Origin of the sequence: Lysobacter sp. HDW10, assembly GCF_011300685.1 — a bacterium.
Lineage (GTDB): Bacteria > Pseudomonadota > Gammaproteobacteria > Xanthomonadales > Xanthomonadaceae > Solilutibacter.
In genome coordinates, this window is the sequence record NZ_CP049864.1 from 1,022,168 (window position 1) to 1,039,363 (window position 17,196).

At 57.4% G+C, this 17,196-nt stretch carries 15 protein-coding genes; 9 read left to right on the plus strand and 6 right to left on the minus strand.

Going from position 1 to position 17,196, the window contains the following annotated elements:
- Position 1 precedes the first annotated feature (1 nt).
- The 4 genes from G7069_RS04890 to G7069_RS04905 form a co-directional block, all read right to left on the minus strand.
- Complete coding sequence (locus G7069_RS04890) at positions 2-2,512, minus strand: DNA topoisomerase I (protein ID WP_166294885.1); 2,511 nt, start codon at positions 2,510-2,512, stop codon at positions 2-4.
- Positions 2,513-2,660: 148 nt separating this feature from the next.
- Positions 2,661-3,137, minus strand: coding sequence for a DUF494 family protein (locus G7069_RS04895; RefSeq protein ID WP_166294887.1), 477 nt, complete (start codon positions 3,135-3,137; stop codon positions 2,661-2,663).
- A 40-nt stretch (positions 3,138-3,177) separates the two neighbouring features.
- On the minus strand, positions 3,178-4,335 hold the full coding sequence (gene dprA, locus G7069_RS04900) for a DNA-processing protein DprA (protein WP_166294899.1): 1,158 nt from the start codon (positions 4,333-4,335) through the stop codon (positions 3,178-3,180).
- A 74-nt stretch (positions 4,336-4,409) separates the two neighbouring features.
- Positions 4,410-5,582, minus strand: a complete 1,173-nt coding sequence (locus tag G7069_RS04905) for a LysM domain-containing protein (protein ID WP_240912638.1) — start codon at positions 5,580-5,582, stop codon at positions 4,410-4,412.
- A gap of 150 nt (positions 5,583-5,732) precedes the next feature.
- Here G7069_RS04905 and def point away from each other — a divergent pair, with 150 nt between their 5' ends.
- Genes def through G7069_RS04925 form a run of 4 tightly spaced genes read left to right on the plus strand, consistent with a single transcriptional unit; the run spans position 5,733 to position 10,196 of the window.
- Entirely contained in the window at positions 5,733-6,245 is a 513-nt protein-coding gene (def, locus tag G7069_RS04910; RefSeq protein ID WP_166294901.1) for a peptide deformylase, read from the plus strand.
- A 2-nt stretch (positions 6,246-6,247) separates the two neighbouring features.
- Complete coding sequence (gene fmt, locus G7069_RS04915; RefSeq protein WP_166294903.1) at positions 6,248-7,180, plus strand: methionyl-tRNA formyltransferase; 933 nt, start codon at positions 6,248-6,250, stop codon at positions 7,178-7,180.
- Entirely contained in the window at positions 7,177-8,475 is a 1,299-nt protein-coding gene (gene rsmB / locus G7069_RS04920; RefSeq protein WP_166294905.1) for a 16S rRNA (cytosine(967)-C(5))-methyltransferase RsmB, read from the plus strand. The genes fmt and rsmB overlap by 4 nt, the downstream gene beginning before the upstream one ends.
- Positions 8,475-10,196: a glycosyltransferase family 39 protein gene (locus G7069_RS04925; protein WP_166294907.1), complete on the plus strand. Its 1,722-nt coding sequence runs from the start codon at positions 8,475-8,477 to the stop codon at positions 10,194-10,196. The genes rsmB and G7069_RS04925 overlap by 1 nt, the downstream gene beginning before the upstream one ends.
- Here the strand turns inward: G7069_RS04925 and G7069_RS04930 are convergent.
- The gene (locus G7069_RS04930) at positions 10,185-10,943 is read right to left on the minus strand and encodes a glycosyltransferase family 2 protein (protein ID WP_166294909.1); all 759 of its coding nucleotides are present in this window, start codon (positions 10,941-10,943) and stop codon (positions 10,185-10,187) included. The two genes, G7069_RS04925 and G7069_RS04930, sit on opposite strands and share 12 nt — an antisense overlap.
- A complete protein-coding gene (locus tag G7069_RS04935) occupies positions 10,943-11,869 on the minus strand; it encodes a lauroyl acyltransferase (protein WP_240912639.1) in 927 nt (308 codons plus the stop codon). The genes G7069_RS04930 and G7069_RS04935 overlap by 1 nt, the downstream gene beginning before the upstream one ends.
- A 48-nt stretch (positions 11,870-11,917) precedes the next feature.
- Here G7069_RS04935 and dtd point away from each other — a divergent pair, with 48 nt between their 5' ends.
- The 5 genes from dtd (at position 11,918) to G7069_RS04960 (ending at position 16,867) form a co-directional block, all read left to right on the plus strand.
- A complete protein-coding gene (dtd, locus tag G7069_RS04940) occupies positions 11,918-12,355 on the plus strand; it encodes a D-aminoacyl-tRNA deacylase (RefSeq protein WP_166294911.1) in 438 nt (145 codons plus the stop codon).
- A 63-nt stretch (positions 12,356-12,418) separates the two neighbouring features.
- Entirely contained in the window at positions 12,419-14,278 is a 1,860-nt protein-coding gene (rpoD, locus tag G7069_RS04945) for an RNA polymerase sigma factor RpoD (protein WP_166294913.1), read from the plus strand.
- A gap of 62 nt (positions 14,279-14,340) precedes the next feature.
- A complete protein-coding gene (locus G7069_RS04950) occupies positions 14,341-15,681 on the plus strand; it encodes a GGDEF domain-containing protein (RefSeq protein WP_166294915.1) in 1,341 nt (446 codons plus the stop codon).
- A 200-nt stretch (positions 15,682-15,881) separates the two neighbouring features.
- Complete coding sequence (locus G7069_RS04955) at positions 15,882-16,358, plus strand: pyridoxamine 5'-phosphate oxidase family protein (protein ID WP_166294917.1); 477 nt, start codon at positions 15,882-15,884, stop codon at positions 16,356-16,358.
- A gap of 11 nt (positions 16,359-16,369) precedes the next feature.
- On the plus strand, positions 16,370-16,867 hold the full coding sequence (locus G7069_RS04960) for a hypothetical protein (protein WP_166294919.1): 498 nt from the start codon (positions 16,370-16,372) through the stop codon (positions 16,865-16,867).
- Positions 16,868-17,196 lie beyond the last annotated feature (329 nt).

Here is a 17,196-nt window from a genome sequence, read left to right on the forward strand (position 1 = left end):
ATTAGAAGGGGGGTGCGTCGTCTGCGCCCGTCTTAGTCGCCGCGCGCTTGGTCACTTTCTTGGTTGCGGTTTTCTTCGTGGCCGTTTTTGAAGCGGTCTTCTTGGTTGCTTTCTTCGTCGCCTTCTTTGCGACTTTCTTAGTGGCTTTCTTCGTAGCCGCTTTCTTGGCGGGTGCTTTCTTCGCCGCCACTTTCTTCGTTGCCTTCTTGCCCCATCCCTTGCGCACCGGCTTGCCGGTGTCAGCCAGGAATTGCGTCACTTCTTCCAAAGTCAGCGAAGCAGGTTCGCGATCCTTCGGAATCTTGCCATTCATTGCGCCGTCACTGATGTACGGACCAAAGCGGCCATTCAAAACTTGAATGTCACTGCCCTCGAATGACTTGATGATGCGATTGCGCGCGATCTCTTCCTTTTCTTCGATCAAGAAAACGGCGCGTTCCAAATCGATCTTGTAGGGGTCATCTTCTTTCTTCAAAGATGCGTAGGTGCTGCCGCGTTTGGCGAACGGACCGAAACGACCCACACCCACAGTCACCACTTCGCCGTTGGACTCACCCAAGGTGCGCGGCATGTCGAACAATTTCAAAGCCGCTTCAAGCGTGATCGAGTAAATGCTTTGACCCGGTTGCAGCGACGCGAACTTCGGCTTCTCTTCGTCTTCGACCGTGCCGATTTGCACCATCGGACCAAAGCGACCAATGCGCGCGCTGACAGGTTTGCCACTGACCGGGTCGGCACCTAGCACCACCGCGCTGCCGGCGTCGGTGCGGTCCACGCTTTCGGTCTTGACGTCGACGAGTTCTTTGAACGGGCCCCAGAAGCGTTCCATCAAGGGCACCCATTGCTCTTCGCCACGGCTGACAGCATCCAGCTCGTCTTCCATTTTCGCGGTGAAGTCGTAATCCACATAACGCGTGAAATGCGCGCCCAAGAAATTCGATACGGCGCGACCCACGTCCGTCGGACGGAACGCGCGACCTTCCATTTCTGTGTATTTGCGGAACAACAAGGTTTGAATGATCGACGCGTAGGTGGAAGGACGGCCAATGCCGAACTCTTCAAGCGCCTTCACCAACGACGCTTCGGTATATCTCGGCGGCGGCTGCGTGAAATGTTGATCGGTATGGATGCTGCCCAGCGGCACGTTGTCGCCCGGTTTCATGGCCGGCAACTTGCGACCTTCATCATCGTCATCGGCGGCTTTGGTGTCTTTGCCTTCTTCGTACACAGACAAGAAGCCGGACACGACGACGGTGGTGCCAGAGGCGCGGAAGACATGCTCAGAGCCCGCAGACAATTCAACCGAGACCGTATTCAAGGTCGCCGGAATCATTTGCGACGCGACTGCGCGCTTCCAAATCAGCTCGTACAGTTTGCGTTCGTCGTCGGTCAAGAAACGTGCAATTTGCGCAGGGGTGCGCAATGCAGACGTCGGGCGTACCGCTTCGTGGGCCTCTTGTGCGTTCTTCGATTTCGTTTGGTAGAAATTCGGTTTGTCAGGCAGCGATTGCGTGCCGTAGTCGCGCGCGATGACATCACGAATATCCGCCAGTGCATCTTGCGACAGACTCACCGAGTCGGTACGCATATAAGAGATCAAACCCACGGTGCCTTCTTCACCGATGGCCACACCTTCATACAACTTTTGCGCCACTTGCATGGTGCGACGCGTGGTGAAGCCAAGTTTGCGTGAGGCTTCTTGTTGCAAGGTTGAGGTGGTGAACGGCGGCGACGGACGACGCTTACGTTCTTTGCTCGCCACATCTGTCACATGCAGTCGACCACCTGCAGCTTTAACGATGCGTTCGCGCGCAGCTTCTGCGGTGTCGCCATCGGTGATGGTGAACTGCTCGAACTTCGCGCCATCGAGTTTCACCAACTTCGCGGTGAAGTTCTGCGAGGTATGCGCGCACTCGGCTTCGATCGACCAGTATTCCCGTGCGATGAACGCTTCGATTTCTTCTTCGCGTTCAACAATCATGCGCAGCGCAGGGGACTGCACGCGGCCTGCGGACAATCCACGTTGCACCTTGCGCCACAACACCGGTGACAAATTGAAACCCACCAAGTAGTCGAGCGCGCGACGTGCTTGTTGTGCATCGACCAACGGTGCGGCGATCTCTCTCGGTTGTGCAATGGCTTCTTTGATGGCGCGCGGGGTGATTTCAGTGAACACCACGCGATGCAAAGGTTTGCCCTTCAGCAAATTGCGCTCTGCCAAGATCTCGGCGATATGCCAACTGATCGCCTCACCTTCGCGATCCGGGTCAGTGGCGAGATAGATGTCTTCGGCGACTTTCGCTGCGCGCGCGATTGCATCGACGTGCTTCTCATTCTTTTCAATGAGGTCGTAGCGCATCTTGAAGCCATTCGCGGGATCGACGGCACCTTCTTTGGGGACCAAGTCGCGCACATGCCCGTAGCTGGCAAGAACGGTGAAGTCCTTCCCGAGGTACTTGTTGATGGTCTTCGCTTTCGCGGGAGACTCGACGATGAGCAGGTGTTTCGACATTTGATCGCTTCCAATGCCGCGCCCTTTTGGCGCAGGCAGACAATGATGCGTGAACGCCCGGAGATATTCCGGGCGCTCTCGACTTCCTATTTATAGTGGAATCACGTTGATGGGCGGTCTGTCAAGCAGGAAAACCTGCAAGTCGCGGTCAATGCACCGATTCGGGCTCTTCCTCGCACATCTGCGTTTCCATCCAAGCATAGGCTGCTTCTGAGCCCGGCTGGTTGAAAAGCACCATCAAAACGACCCATTTCATGTCGTCCAGGTCGATTTCGTCCTGGTCGAGTGCCATGGCACGGTCGACCACGCGCTCACGCTGGGCCGGCGAAAGAACGCCCTGCTGTTCGAGATATGTCAGGAAACCACGGCTTTCTACGTCGAACTTCGTCAATTCGGGCCCGAAAAACACGCGCGTCGGTCCGGCGTTGCCCGTGTTCGAGGCCGTCATTGGACGCTCGTCCGCCAAGCCTTCCAGCCATTCGAAGGCACGGTTGATCTCAGCGGGGCTGAAACCGGCGCCAATCAAGGTGCTTTGCAGCGAGTCGCGATCACGGCCAATGTCGGTATCAGCGGTGAAGTAGTGTTCAAAGAGGTACAACAGCACGTCCAGAATACTTTCCTTCATGACCCCTCCTGTTGCCGTACCGGCGAAATGATTCGGCGTTTTACACCCGTGCTGGAAGCTTCCGGCGGTAGCGACCAAAGTGCTGCTCGACCCGACCATCCAATTCCATTCCAAGCAGAATGGGGCCAATATTCGGATACGTCAATCCACTGCGCTCAATCAGCTCGTCCATAGGGGTTGGGTCATCCCCCAGCGCCGACCACAGCCGCTTGTGGTCGGCCGGCCAATCGTCCGGGGCGGCCGCGGCCGCTTGGGCCGCGGTAGACGCGATCGGCGCACCCGACACATCGCCTGAAATTCGATCACGCAGCTGCGGGGCGAGGCTCTCAATGACATCCATGGGCGAAGTGGTCAGGCCTGCGCCTTCGCGGATCAATCGATGGCAGCCTTCCGCAGCGAGGTTGCGGAGTGAGCCAGGAACCGCGAAGACATCCCGGCCGGCTTCTGCCGCCAAGCGCGCGCTGATGAGGGCGCCAGAACGCAGGCGCGCTTCGATCACCACGGTCGCCAATGACAAGCCCGCGACAATTCGATTGCGCTCCGGAAAATGTGTGCGCTGCGGATGCACACCGGGCGGGTATTCCGTGAGTAGCAAGCCCGTTTCCGCAATCTCGCGCATCAGCCGCGCATTGCCCGTTGGAAAGACAATGTCCGGCCCGCACCCCAACACCGCGATCGTTTTGCCAGGCAGCACAAGTGCAGCCGTGTGCGCCGCTGCATCAATGCCAGCGGCAAGCCCACTGATCACGCAAATACCGGCCGCTGAAAACCCACGCGCGTACTCAGAGGCCACATCAATGCCCATCGGCGATGGTGTACGACTTCCCACAACGGCAATGCTCGGTGATTGCAGGAGCGCGGCGTCACCTTCCGCAAACAGCAACATCGGTGGCGAAGGTGCATCGCGTAATGCAGCAGGGTAGTGCGCAGCCGCGAAGGGCAAAACACATCGGTGCGGGCCACGCGTCAACCACGCCATCACCGCATCAACGAGTGCAGGCGGCGCAGGCGTTGCCAATGCGGTTTCCAACTCACGCGTCAGCGTCGACGCCCCCAAAAGTTGCCCACGCGCGTCGAGCCACTGCGTCCAACCGCCCGCAGCCAATATCGCCTCGCGTAATGGCGCGCGCCGCCCGCGCAAATGCAACAGCCGTAGTGCGAACGCAATGTCGTCCAAAGAATGATGTGCTTCCAACATCCACACATCATCGAGCGCAAAAACAAACGGCGCCGTAAGGCGCCGTCTGAAACAATTATCAGTGGAATCCGAATTTAGTAAGTCGCGTCCGGATGCTTCACTTCATAGCCCACGCGTGCAGGCTTGATGCTGTCCATGATCAAGGCATAGGCCATTTTGTCGAAGGTGCGGAACACCATCGCGTGACCTGCAAACTCATCCGGCAAACGCACCTTGGCGCCGTCCGACACAGATTCTTCCGTGCGGAACTTACCGTATTCGACGCGATCCACTTTGTTTGCACCGACGCGCCACAGCGAGAACACCGTGCCGTTGTCGATGCCGTCTTGTGAACCGAGCGAAATCGCAATCACGTCGCGCGGTCCGCCGGTGGTGAACATGTCCGCCACAGCGACGATGCGACCACGGCCGTATTCGGTCGTTTGCTTCGGTGCATGCGGCATGAAGTAGAGGTCATACGGTTGGGCGTCGACAGGAACAATGCGATCGCCTTCACGGATTTCCTTGATCGGATCGTCCACACGCAAGGTCGACGCTTCGATACCGCCGACTTCACCGCGCGTGAGCGTGGCAATGCCGACCTTCTGCAGTTCATAACCGAGTAGCTCATGACCGTTATCCGGCGTCACTGCATTGGTCCAGAACGTTTGACCATCACGAATGACGTCGCCCTTGTAATCCAAGTCTTTACGCCAGTGGATATCGCAGCACACGGTGCGATCCAAGCGCGAGAACTTGTAGGTCGGACGCAAGATTTGGAAGCGACGACCGACGTCGGCACCGGTCAAGCCGCGTGCGTACACCACTTGGCCCGAAGTGCCGCGGGTGTGATCCTCTTCAATGCCAACCACATAGGGCAGGTCCTTGAAGCTGTCGTCCATCACGCGCATGTCTTTCAGGAACGGTTCGATTTCCGACAAGGGAATCGCGCCGATGGCGTTACCGCTGCGCGGGCCGGGTTGAACGGCCACGCGATTGAGATATGCCAGGCTCAAGACATCGCCCGGATAAATCAGGTGTGGATTCTTCACCTGCGGGTTGGCCTGCCAAATTTCCGGCCATAGCCACGGGCGCTTCAGGAAGCGTCCCGCAATATCCCACAAGGTATCGCCCTTTTTCACCACATAGGTGTCCGGGTGGTCTGCGCGCAGGTCCACTGCGGCGACCCCCGCGGTAGCGAGCGATACAGCCAAAACCGCCGCGCACACGCGCATCGGTGCTTTCAAATGCGTGAGAATGCCGTGCATGGGCACACTCCCCTTTATCTAATTTCCCCAATCAGGACTTATATTTACACCACATTCTTCACGTTTAGACAAGCGTCTGACGACAATTTCGATACACTTGGAACAATTCAGCGACGCACGGTCGCGTACTGAGCACCTCCGGAGACACCCATGGCATTGTTGCCAATCCTTGAATTCCCAGACCCGCGGCTCCGTACCAAGGCCGTCACGGTCGCCGTTGAAGCCATCACGACCCCCGAATTCCAGACCCGCCTCGATGACATGTTCGAAACCATGTACGACGCGCCGGGCATCGGACTTGCGGCAAGTCAGGTCGACGTGCACGAGCGTTTCATGGTGATCGACGTGTCCGAAGAGAACGATGCACCGCTGGTCTTCATCAACCCGGAAATCCTGAGCAAGGACGGCGAGCAGGTCTATCAAGAAGGCTGTTTGTCGGTGCCGGGCATTTTTGCCGACGTCACCCGCGCGAATGAAATTGTGGTGCGTGCCTATGGCCGCGACGGTCAAGCGTTTGAAATGAACGCCGACGGTTTGCTGGCGGTGTGCATTCAACACGAAATGGATCACTTGGAAGGCAAGTTGTTTGTCGACTACCTCTCGCCGCTGAAGCGCGAAATGGTGAAACGCAAACTCGCCAAGCGCGCTAAAGACGCGGCTTAAACATGGCCCTTCGCGTTGTTTTCGCCGGCACCCCGGAATTCGCGGTGCCCAGCTTGCGCGCAGCAGCGCAACGCGCAGAAGTCGTCGCCGTCTACACACAACCGGATCGACCCGCAGGTCGCGGACGTGCGTTGATGCCGTCTCCTGTGAAAAAGGAAGCGCTCTTGCGCGGTATCCCGGTGTTTCAACCGGAAAATCTGAAATCACAAACAACCGTTGATGCGCTCACGGCATTGAAGCCGGATCTGATGATCGTGGTGGCCTACGGTTTGATTTTGCCCAAACGCGTCTTGGCCATTCCCGGCGGTGGATGCTGGAATGTGCACGCATCGATGTTGCCGCGTTGGCGCGGTGCTGCGCCGATTCAACGTGCCATTGAAGCGGGTGATACGCAGACAGGTGTGTGTTTGATGCAAATGGAAGCGGGTTTGGATACCGGCCCCGTGTTGCTGTCGAACAGCACGGAGATTGGTCCGAATGAAACAGGTGGCGAACTGCATGATCGACTAGCCGAACTCGGTGCGCGCACTTTGTCGGATGCGCTTGCGCTCACATCGATGACCATGCGTTTGCAGCCCGTGCCGCAACCGGACGAAGGCGTGACTTACGCACACAAGTTGGACAAAGCAGAAGCCCGATTGGATTGGCACGTTTCTGCGCAAACGCTGGCAAACAAAGTGCGCGCGTTCAATCCTTGGCCGATGGCTGAAGGCGTGTTGGCAGGTGAGCGTGTGCGAATTCATTCGGCGATTGCTGTGCCGCTGACGCGCGCGATGGCGCCGGGTCAAATCGTGCAGGCCGATCGAAATGGCATCGACATCGCGTGTGCAGATGGCGCATTGCGCATTCGCACTTTGCAACGTGAAGGCGGCCGCATGATTACTGCGGCGGACTTCATCAACGCGCGTAAAGACTTGCAGCAGTTGTCTGCATGAAAGGCGATCGCCACCCGGGCGTAGCGAGTCGCTTGGCAGCAGCACAAGTCGTCGATCAGATTCTGCACAAAGGCGTGTCATTGAAGGCGGCGATCAATAACGTGCTGCCGAAGTTCGATGATGTGCGTGATCGCGCTTTGGTTGAGGCGATGGTGTTTGCGGTGGTGCGACAACACGCCCGATATGCGCATGCCTTGAACACCTGGATGGACAGACCCCTCACCGCGCGTGATGACGTATTGCGTTCGCTGTTGTATGTGGGTTTTGCGCAATTGGATACGATGAAACTTCCCGCGCATGCTGCACTCGATTCAACCGTTGAAGCGGTGCGACATATGCATCGCCCGAAGCAGGCCGGCATGGTGAACGCCTTGCTTCGCCGTGCGCAACGCGAAGGCATTCCGGGCTCGCCGGCATTGGCATGGCCCGAGTGGTTACGAACGCGCGTCGAGCACGCATGGCCCGCGCAGGCGGACGCCATTTTCGAGCACAGCGCGTTGCCGGCGCCGTTGTGGCTTCGCGTAAATCCCGAAAAAATGCCGGTCGATGCGGTGCGAGAAGCGCTGCAAGCATCTGACATCGACGTGCAATTGGATGCAGATCTGCCAAACGCACTGTGCTTGACTGAAAGCGTGCCGGTGACGCGGTTGCCGGGCTTTGATATCGGCGCAGTCGCTGTGCAAGATGGCAGTGCGCAACATGTGGCGCTTGCATTGGCGCCGGCAACCGGCGCACGCATCTTGGATGCCTGTGCAGCACCGGGCGGCAAGACGATCCATCTGTCTGAACATATGCCGAAGGCCGACATTCTCGCCTTGGAAATTGACCCGCGAAGAACGCGTCGGATGCAAGATGCGTTTTCGCGTTTGAAGCTGCCCATCGAGACACGCACTGCAGATGCGGTTGCCACAGCGCAGTGGTGGGATGGCGTGCCGTTTGATGTGGTCGTGATTGATGCGCCATGCTCCGCCACGGGTATCGTGCGTCGCCAGCCTGACGTCTTGTTGCACCGTCGCGAAACCGATTTGGCCGAACTCGCCGTCACCCAATCCGAATTGCTGAAAGCACTCTGGCCCTTGCTGAAGCCGGGCGGGACACTGCTCTACGCGACGTGCTCGATATTGCCGGAAGAAAATGCCGATCAAGTCAGCGCGTTCTTGGCGAGGCACGCAGACGCACGACTGAATCCATTGGACGCGCGCTTCGGACACGACACCGGCAGCGGATCACAACGATTGACCGGCGAGCGTGGGATGGATGGCTTTTTCATCGCGCGTATAGAAAAATCCGATTAATGAGCACCTTGGCCGACGTCAAAGACGCCACTGCGCGTACGCGCGACACCTGGATCTTCTGGGGCATGGCGCTGTTGATGATCGGCGTCGGCTTGGGTCTGCGTGATCCTTGGCCTGCAGATGAGCCTCGCTTTGCTTTAGTCGCGAAGCAGATGGTCGAAAGCGGCGATTGGTTGTTCCCGCATCGCGGGCACGAACTCTATGCCGACAAGCCGCCGATGTTGATGTGGTTGCAAGCGGTGTTGCTTAAGGCGACAGATGAAATGCGCATTGCGTTCTTGTTGCCCTCGCTCATCGCGGCACTCGGCACCTTGGCCTTGGTGCGCGATCTCGGCACGCGTTTGTGGAATCGTCAGACCGGTATCTGGGCCGGTTGGATGTTGCTGGTTGCGTTGCAATTTACCTATCAGGCCAAGAAGGCGCAGATCGATCCGCTGGTGACGTTCTTCATCACTTTGGCGAACTACGGTCTGTTGCGACATCTGCTGACCGGTCCGAGTTGGCGTTGGTGGTGGATTGGCTGGGCGGCAGCCGGGCTCGGCACGATCACCAAGGGCGTCGGTGCGCTTGCCTTGTTGATGTTGGTGCCGGCCATCGTGCTGTCACTGCGCGGCAAGCATGTGCAGTTGCATGCGCGTCGTTGGCAGTTTTGGTTCGGGCCTGTGATGTTTTTTGCGGCGATTGCAGTGTGGCTGGTGCCGATGGTATTGGCCGTGCACGCACGCAACGCGCCGGAATACACCGCGTATATGAACAATATTTTGTTCAAACAAACGGCAAAGCGTTATGCCGCGTCTTGGCATCACGTGCAGCCGTGGTGGTATTTCATTGAAGTGGTGATCACGCAGTGGTTGCCGCTCTCGCTAGCCTTGCCCTGGGTGCTGCCGCGTTGGGTTGAACGTTTCAAAGCACGCGATGCACGATTCATTCTGCCACTGGCGTGGATTGTGTTGATGCTGCTGTTCTTCAGCATTCCTGCGGGCAAGCGTGATGTGTACATCCTGCCGGCCTTGCCGATGTTTGCATTGGTGTTGGCGCCGTTCGCCGATGCGTTGATGCAACGCGCCGGATTGCGTCGGTTGCTCGCTGCATTTGCGCTCATCGTTACTGCGGTCCTGCTGGTTGCCGGTGGCATGCTGGCGTTCGGCACACCGAAGTTTGAACTCAAGCTCGTGGCCGATCGCGGTCTGGCTTCGGGCGACGCCTTGGGTTGGATGTTGCTCGCGATGGGTGCCGCAGGTGTGTTGTCTTGCGCGTTGTTCATCCGTCGCAATGCCGCGATCGCTGTGTTCGGTGTGTTCGCCGGTGTGTGGATGCTTTACGGCGTGTTGGGCTATCCGATTCTCAACGATTCGTCTTCTTCGCGCGGATTGATGCAAGAAGTCTCAGCGAAGATCGGGCCGGATGCCGCCTTGGGTATGGTGGGTTGGAAAGAACAAAATCTTTTGATGGCGGGAAGACCCGCTGAGACCTTCGGTTTCACACCCGATGCTGAAAAAGCGTTGGATCAAGCAGACAAGGGCATTGCCTGGGCGATACAAGATCCCGAGCATCGTTGGCTCTTGATCCAAGACATCTCTACCCCCGACTGCATTCCCGTCGAAAAGCGTGAGGCCTTGCAGAACGCAAATCGTCGCGGATGGTGGTTGGTGAAAGGCGACGCGCTCTCAGCGTGTTCGCAGTTGCAGAAACCTGCGAACACGATGCGCTCAGGCTTTTAAGTCGCGCAATCGCGCGTACTTCCGATACACGTAACGCGTATGCAAGAAGTGGTAGCGATGCGCTTGGCCACCGTCTAAGAAGCCACCGCGCAGCACGTAATTTTTCAGGTTATAAGCCAACGCATGTAAGAGAGGTGAGAGGGCGTTCGCGCGCTTCCCTGCGGCGTTCTTTTGTGTTGCCCATAGCGCCGCGTAGCGATCCAATTTGGTCGCGTATTCGTCATCGTTGCGTGCGGTGTCATGTTCGATGCGTGCGTTCAAAGAGCTGACGCGTTTGCCGCGCAGGTCGAGCGCCTCGTGCACGTCGGCCTGTTTGTAACGCAGGTCGTTGCGAAACAAGCGCGCAACTTTTTCCTTGCCCCAGCCACCATGATTTAACTTGGTGCCCAAATAATGCGTGCGACGCACTAACTGCCACACATCAGCGGATTCGATGTCGCCTGAATGAAAGCGTGCCGCGATCTCCGCGCCTGCGGAATCATCAAGCCATTCATCCGAGTCCAACAACAAGACCCATGCATGTTTCGCTTCAGCGATGACTGCATTCTTCTGTGCAGAAAACCCTAGCCAAGGTTGCTGCACCACGCGCGCACCAAGAGATGTTGCAATCTTCGCCGTGTCGTCCGTGCTGCCAGAATCCATCACCACCACTTCGCTGCACACGCGCATCAAGCTTTCAACACAGGGCGCAATTCGATCCGCCTCGTTGAATGCAATCACCACACCACTGATGGGAAGGGTCGACATCAATGGGTTTCCAGATCGCGATACGGATTGGGCGGGACAGTGCCGGGCGGCGTCATCGTGAAGCGCTTGTACGTCCACTGATATTGCTTCGGGTCACGCGACGCAATGCGTTCGATATCGGCGTTCAACACGCTTGCGGCAACAGCGTCGTCTGCGTCAGACACCGCAGGATCCGCGGCCTCGACATGCAAGGTGAAATGTCGACCATCGGCTGCACGCTCGCACCACGCATGCAGCACTTCGGCACCCGTCTTGTGTGCGAGGCGATTCAACAAAGTCATCGTCAGGGCGGGGCGGCCGAAGAAGGGCGCAAACACGCCGTCGCGCAAATCGCCCGGTTGTTGGTCGGGCAAGATGCCGACCACGCCGCCGCTTTGCAGCGTGCGAATCAAAGTCCGCAGACCGGCGCCACCTGCACGCACTTGGTGCACTTCATGACGTGTGCTGTGGCGAACCAAACGCAAAAACGCTTCGCCTACTTCGGACTCTGGCGGACGATACAAAATCGCCAAGTCGGTGGTATCCGCCAGCCATTGGTTTAACAACTCCCAATTGCCGTAATGCGGTGCCGACACAATCACGCCGCGTCCGCGTGCAATCGCATCAAGAAAACGCTGCTTGTCCGCCGGATCGACCTTCAGCGCGCGCAAATTGCGCTCAGGGGGATGTGTCCAGAACCGCAGGGTTTCTAAGAACTGCTGACCGGTGGTCCGCAAGATATCGCGGGTCAGGATTTCGTGCGTGGCGTCCGAAGCAGCGGGGGCGATCAAGGCCATGTTCCGACGCGCAATCCGCGCTTCACGCGCGTCCGTCTGCCGCCACAGCCAGCCCACAAACCGTCCCAGGGCATTTGCCATCGAGACGGGCAATCGCCCGAACATCCAAGCAAGGGCATACAGAGCGCGGGCAGCAAAAGGCGTATTCACACCCCAAAGTCTAAAGGGCGTGCCCAGCACCTGCTTTATGATTTCGCCATGATCGCGCTCATTCAACGTGTCACTGAGGCTGAAGTCACCGTAGCCGGCGAAAGTACGGGCAAAATCGGCGCGGGCCTCTTGGCCCTCGTTGCGGCACAGCCCGACGATACCGACGCGCAATTGGAGAAGATGGCCGAAAAGCTGCTCAATTACCGCGTTTTCGCCGACGATGACGGCAAAATGAACCGATCTTTGCGCGATACCGGTGGCGGACTGCTGTTGGTGAGTCAGTTCACGCTCGCCGCCGACACCCGCAGCGGCTTGCGCCCCAGCTTCTCGACCGCCGCGCGCCCCGAGCTGGCTGAACCGTTATTCGAAACTTTCGTAGAAATGTGTAGAAAACGCCACGCAGGGGTGGAAACCGGTCGCTTCCGTGCCCATATGGAAGTCAGGCTAGTGAATGACGGCCCCGTCACTTTCCTGCTGCAGACCTAAGAAAAAACGTCTTCAGCGTGTTAAAATTAGGGGTTCACTCTCTGTATCTGGTGTGTGCCACACATGGCCAACGAGCGTCAAGTTCAGCAGTCCGAAATCAAGCAACTGATCAGCAAAGGCCTAGAACAGGGCTATCTGACCTACGCCGAAGTTAACGACCATCTTCCCGACGATGTCGTCGATCCGGAACAGCTCGAAGACATTATCGGTTTGATGACCGGTATGGGTATCGACGTGCTCGAAAGCGCACCGGATGCCGAAACCCTTTTGCTCGCCGGTCAAACTTCGGGCGGTCGTGATGTTGACGACACCGCTGCAGAAGAAGCTGCGGCTGCATTGTCATCGCTCGATACCGAAACCGGTCGCACCACCGACCCCGTCCGCATGTACATGCGCGAAATGGGTACGGTCGAGTTGCTGACCCGCGAAGGCGAAATCGCCATCGCCAAGCGCATCGAACATGGCCTGTATCAAATGCTGTTGGCGCTCGCCAGCTTCCCGCTGGTCAACAAGCAAGTGCTTGAAGACTATGCACTGGTGACTGCCGGCAAAAAGCGCCTCGCTGAAATGGTGCTCGGCTTCCACGAAGAAAACGTCGAGCCCGAAGAAGAAATCGAAAACGAAGACGCGCTTGCTGCCATGGACGTGGCCGTCGACGAAGAAGACACCGACGATGCCGACACCACCGACGACGATCCGGCACCCACCGGCCCGAATCCGGAAGAAGTGCGCGCGCGCATGGAAAACCTGGCCGACCTCTACGCCAAGTTCGAAAAGGCTTATGCCAAGCACGGTCCCTCGCACAAATCTGTGCTGAAACTGCGCGAAGAAATGGCCGAAGTGTTCTCTGCTTTCCGTTTGCCGCTGCCGATGCTGGAATCGCTGGTCACCTTGTTGCGTGACTCGATGGACACCATCCGTGAGCGCGAACGTCGCATTGCGCATTTCTCGATCGTGCGCGCAAAAATGCCGCGTAAAGATTTCATCCGCAGCTTTGAAGGCAACATCACCAATCTCGATTGGGTAGATGAAATGCTGAAGCGCAAGCAGAAGTGGGGTTCTGAACTCCGCGAAGTGCGCGATCAAATTCTCGCCCAGCAAGACTCCGCGATTGAGCTTGAAAAAGCCGTCATGGTCACCGTGCCGGATATGCGCAAGATTGAGCGCATGCTGGACGAAGGTGAGCGCACTGCGCGCGAAGCCAAGCGCGAAATGGTTGAAGCCAACTTGCGTTTGGTGATCTCGATTGCGAAGAAGTACACCAACCGTGGTTTGCAATTCCTCGACTTGATCCAGGAAGGCAACATCGGTTTGATGAAAGCCGTCGATAAGTTCGAACACCGTCGCGGCTTCAAGTTCTCGACCTATGCCACCTGGTGGATTCGTCAGGCCATCACCCGTTCGATCGCCGACCAAGCGCGCACCATTCGTATCCCGGTGCACATGATCGAAACGATCAACAAGTTGAACCGCATTTCCCGCCAAATGCTGCAGCAGTTCGGTCGTGAGCCGACGCCGGAAGAATTGGCCAAAGAAATGGAAATGCCGGAAGACAAGATCCGTAAGGTGATGAAGATCGCGAAAGAGCCGATCTCCATGGAAACGCCGATCGGTGACGACGAAGATTCGCATTTGGGCGACTTCATCGAAGATTCGAATGCCGAATCGCCGATCGAAGCCACAACCAATATCAGCTTGGTCGAAACCGTGCGTGATGTGTTGGCAGGCCTCACCCCGCGTGAAGCCAAGGTGCTGCGCATGCGCTTCGGCATCGACATGAATACCGATCACACCTTGGAAGAGGTGGGCAAGCAATTCGATGTCACGCGTGAGCGTATCCGCCAGATCGAAGCCAAGGCCTTGCGCAAGCTGCGCCACCCCAGCCGTTCGGAAACGCTGCGCAGCTTCCTCGACGTGGAATAAGATAGGTCCAAGGTGCCTGAATCAGTCAGGCACCCGCTCAAGCCGCAACATGAGGGCTGCAGATGCGGGACCAGGTCAGAACGAAGGCAGCACAAGCACCGATAGATACGGCGCTCTTGCTGTGTGCGTTTGATGCGCCCGATTTTCCGCTCGGCTGCGTACAGCTCGATCGCCAGTTCCATATCGTGTCGGTCACTGCCGCAGCGTTGCGTGACATCGGCGGCACTACAGAAGACGCCTTAGGCCACGCGCTCAAACAATGGCGCTACTTGCGCCTCGAATTTGCCGTTAAGTTGATGGACGCCTTGACCTGCTTGAGTGAGGCCAATCAAACGTCGACGGTATTTACGGAAGACGCCGAGATTGAACGTTGCTTGCGTTGGACGGTTGTGCGTTGCGAGGGGGCGAACCCGGCCGACGATCAAACGCCTGCGTACTTGCTCATCGTTGGACAAGTGCCTTACACAGGCAATCGCGACGGCGCGCAACGCCGCCTGCAAGAAGTGATGCGCGACTTATTCGAACAATCGCCTTTGGGCGAAGCGTACGTCAGCATCGAAGGCGAGTTCTTAAAATCCAACCAGTCGCTATGCAACATGCTCGGGTATACCGAAGGCGAACTGCGCAACTTGGACTTTCAACAGATTACGCACCCGGAAGATTTGTCGCGCGACTTGATGAAGGTCACCGACATGCTCGATAACAGAATCCGTTCGTACCATATTGAAAAGCGCTACATCCGCAAGAACGGCGAGATCATGTGGGGGCATCTGTATGTCTCTGCGCACCGGGATGAGCATGGCAAAGTCACGCACTTCGTCGTCTTGATTGAAGACGTCACCCCACGCAAGCACCTTGAGCAAAAATTCGAAGGTGAAGTTGCAAAGCTGCAAGATCAGCTGTTGATGCGGCAACAAGAAGTGACGGCGCTGCACGCACGTTTGGATCGCTTGGCTTTGGTGGACCCCATCACCGGATTGCTCAACAAGCAGGGTTTGGATATTGAGTTGGCGCGCGCGTTTCTACTCGCCAGTGAAGATGCCGAACCCTATGCCGTGATCGACCTGCGGTTTGAGGGCTTTGAGGCGTTTGCAAATGCACAAAGCGTCGATGCAACCAACAAACTCTTGCGCTTGATCGGCGAAAGCTTGCATCACTTGGTGCGACGCAGCGATGTGGTGGGTCGGCGTGCACAAGACAATTTTGTGGTGGCCTTGGGGCAACGTGCTGTACTTGGTGTGGGTGTGGAAGAGATTGCGCGCCGAATCGGCAATGCGATGACGAAGGACTACGACATTGACGGCGAGAGCGTGCCGCTAAAAGTGGAACTGGGGATGTCTGAGCGGCAAGAGGGCGATAGCTTGGAAGACATGTTGGCTCGTGCGCAGGTGATGCCGGCCTGAACTGCATGGCGTTGCGCTGTGCAGCACTCGCGCGTTAGATCGCGCCAGAATTGTTTTGCGAACGCCGGAATCAGTAGCTACCTGCAAATGCAGAAAAAGCGGCCAAAACGGCGGCTGAATCATGCACGCGTCTTTCGCTTCCGTTTCACGTGAAGACTTGCAGTGTTGGGTAAACACCGCTTGGAAGTCACGAGAACCCTATGACTGACGCTACTGAACTGCGTGAAAAATTCTGGAAGCATCTTGATTCAGACCGCACCGTCATGCTCTGTGCGGATGGCGTGCCGCCGCGTCCGATGACAGCGATGCGCGAAGATGAAAGTGGTCCTATTTGGTTTTTTACCTCGATTGAAACTGAAATGGGGCAAGCCAGTGAAAAGGGTCGAACACTTTCTGCAGTCATGATGCTGACCTCGAAAAATCACGAATTGTTTGCAAGCGCAGTCGGTCAGCTAAAACAAGATAACGATCGTACGGTGATCGACGCCCTTTGGAATCCCTTCATCGCTGCTTGGTTCAGCGGTAAGGACGATCCGAAGTTGCGCTTGTTGCGATTTGAACCGGAACAAGCCGAGGTGTGGGAGAACGCAAATAGCTTGTTTGCCGGGATCAAGTTGTTGCTCGGTGTTGACCCGAAAAAGGACTTCAAGGATCAAGCGAAAAAAATTGCGCTCTGAGGCTTTAAGTGATGAACCATCGCGAGGTTTACAGCACCCAAGACGTTGCCGTGGCGCGACGCGCACTAGCCGCGTTGCACATGCATGGTATTAAGAACGATGCGATCTCCATGGTGGCGCGTGCGGATATCGAGTTGGAGCGCATTCCCAATACTTTAAAAGAAGCAGATACCGACGCGATGCCTGCTGCGATTCGCGGCATGGAAATCGGCGGCGCCACAGGATTGCTTGCAGGTCTTGTTGCGGTCGCCATACCGCCACTTGGCATCACACTCGCCGGTGCAGTGGGCATTGCTGCAATGAGTGCATTGGTCGGTGGGTGGGCGTCCGCATTGATGGGGTCTACGGTGCCTGATCCCGTGCGTCAGCAATTTGAAGCGGAGATTGCCGCAGGGCGCGTGTTGGTGTTGGTGGATGTGCCGAATGAAGCGCGTGAGGCGGTGAATGACGCGATGGCAGAAGCCGGCGCGACGCGACTCAACTACGCCTCGCCGATGGGCGCGAAGTAAGTTCTTCCACGCCGGAAACGGCAGAGCGCTGCTGATAGAATGGCCGCTCGGGCCTATAGCTCAATGGTTAGAGCAGAGGACTCATCGAAAGGTGCCGCCACGTGGAAACACGTGGACGGGAACGGGATGAATTCAAGGAACCCTCAGCGGCGCGCAAGCGGACGGTGGGAACCCTGAGCCAAGCCGGTGGTACACCATCGGAAGGTGCAGAGACTACCTGAGGGCTGAAGTGCCCTTCATAACAGGCTAGAGCGTCCCGCACCCTACCTGCCCAAGGCAGCGGGTGAAGAGATAGTCCGTCCCTGCGGGAAATCGTGGGAAAAGGCGAA

Coding starts and splice junctions, on each gene's coding strand:
- G7069_RS04890 (WP_166294885.1), bottom strand. CDS start 2,512: ATGTCGAAACACCTGCTCATCGTCGAGTCTCCCGCGAAAGCGAAGACC.
- G7069_RS04895 (WP_166294887.1), bottom strand. CDS start 3,137: ATGAAGGAAAGTATTCTGGACGTGCTGTTGTACCTCTTTGAACACTAC.
- dprA (WP_166294899.1), bottom strand. CDS start 4,335: ATGTTGGAAGCACATCATTCTTTGGACGACATTGCGTTCGCACTACGG.
- G7069_RS04905 (WP_240912638.1), bottom strand. CDS start 5,582: ATGCACGGCATTCTCACGCATTTGAAAGCACCGATGCGCGTGTGCGCG.
- def (WP_166294901.1), top strand. CDS start 5,733: ATGGCATTGTTGCCAATCCTTGAATTCCCAGACCCGCGGCTCCGTACC.
- fmt (WP_166294903.1), top strand. CDS start 6,248: ATGGCCCTTCGCGTTGTTTTCGCCGGCACCCCGGAATTCGCGGTGCCC.
- rsmB (WP_166294905.1), top strand. CDS start 7,177: ATGAAAGGCGATCGCCACCCGGGCGTAGCGAGTCGCTTGGCAGCAGCA.
- G7069_RS04925 (WP_166294907.1), top strand. CDS start 8,475: ATGAGCACCTTGGCCGACGTCAAAGACGCCACTGCGCGTACGCGCGAC.
- G7069_RS04930 (WP_166294909.1), bottom strand. CDS start 10,943: ATGTCGACCCTTCCCATCAGTGGTGTGGTGATTGCATTCAACGAGGCG.
- dtd (WP_166294911.1), top strand. CDS start 11,918: ATGATCGCGCTCATTCAACGTGTCACTGAGGCTGAAGTCACCGTAGCC.
- rpoD (WP_166294913.1), top strand. CDS start 12,419: ATGGCCAACGAGCGTCAAGTTCAGCAGTCCGAAATCAAGCAACTGATC.
- G7069_RS04950 (WP_166294915.1), top strand. CDS start 14,341: ATGCGGGACCAGGTCAGAACGAAGGCAGCACAAGCACCGATAGATACG.
- G7069_RS04955 (WP_166294917.1), top strand. CDS start 15,882: ATGACTGACGCTACTGAACTGCGTGAAAAATTCTGGAAGCATCTTGAT.
- G7069_RS04960 (WP_166294919.1), top strand. CDS start 16,370: ATGAACCATCGCGAGGTTTACAGCACCCAAGACGTTGCCGTGGCGCGA.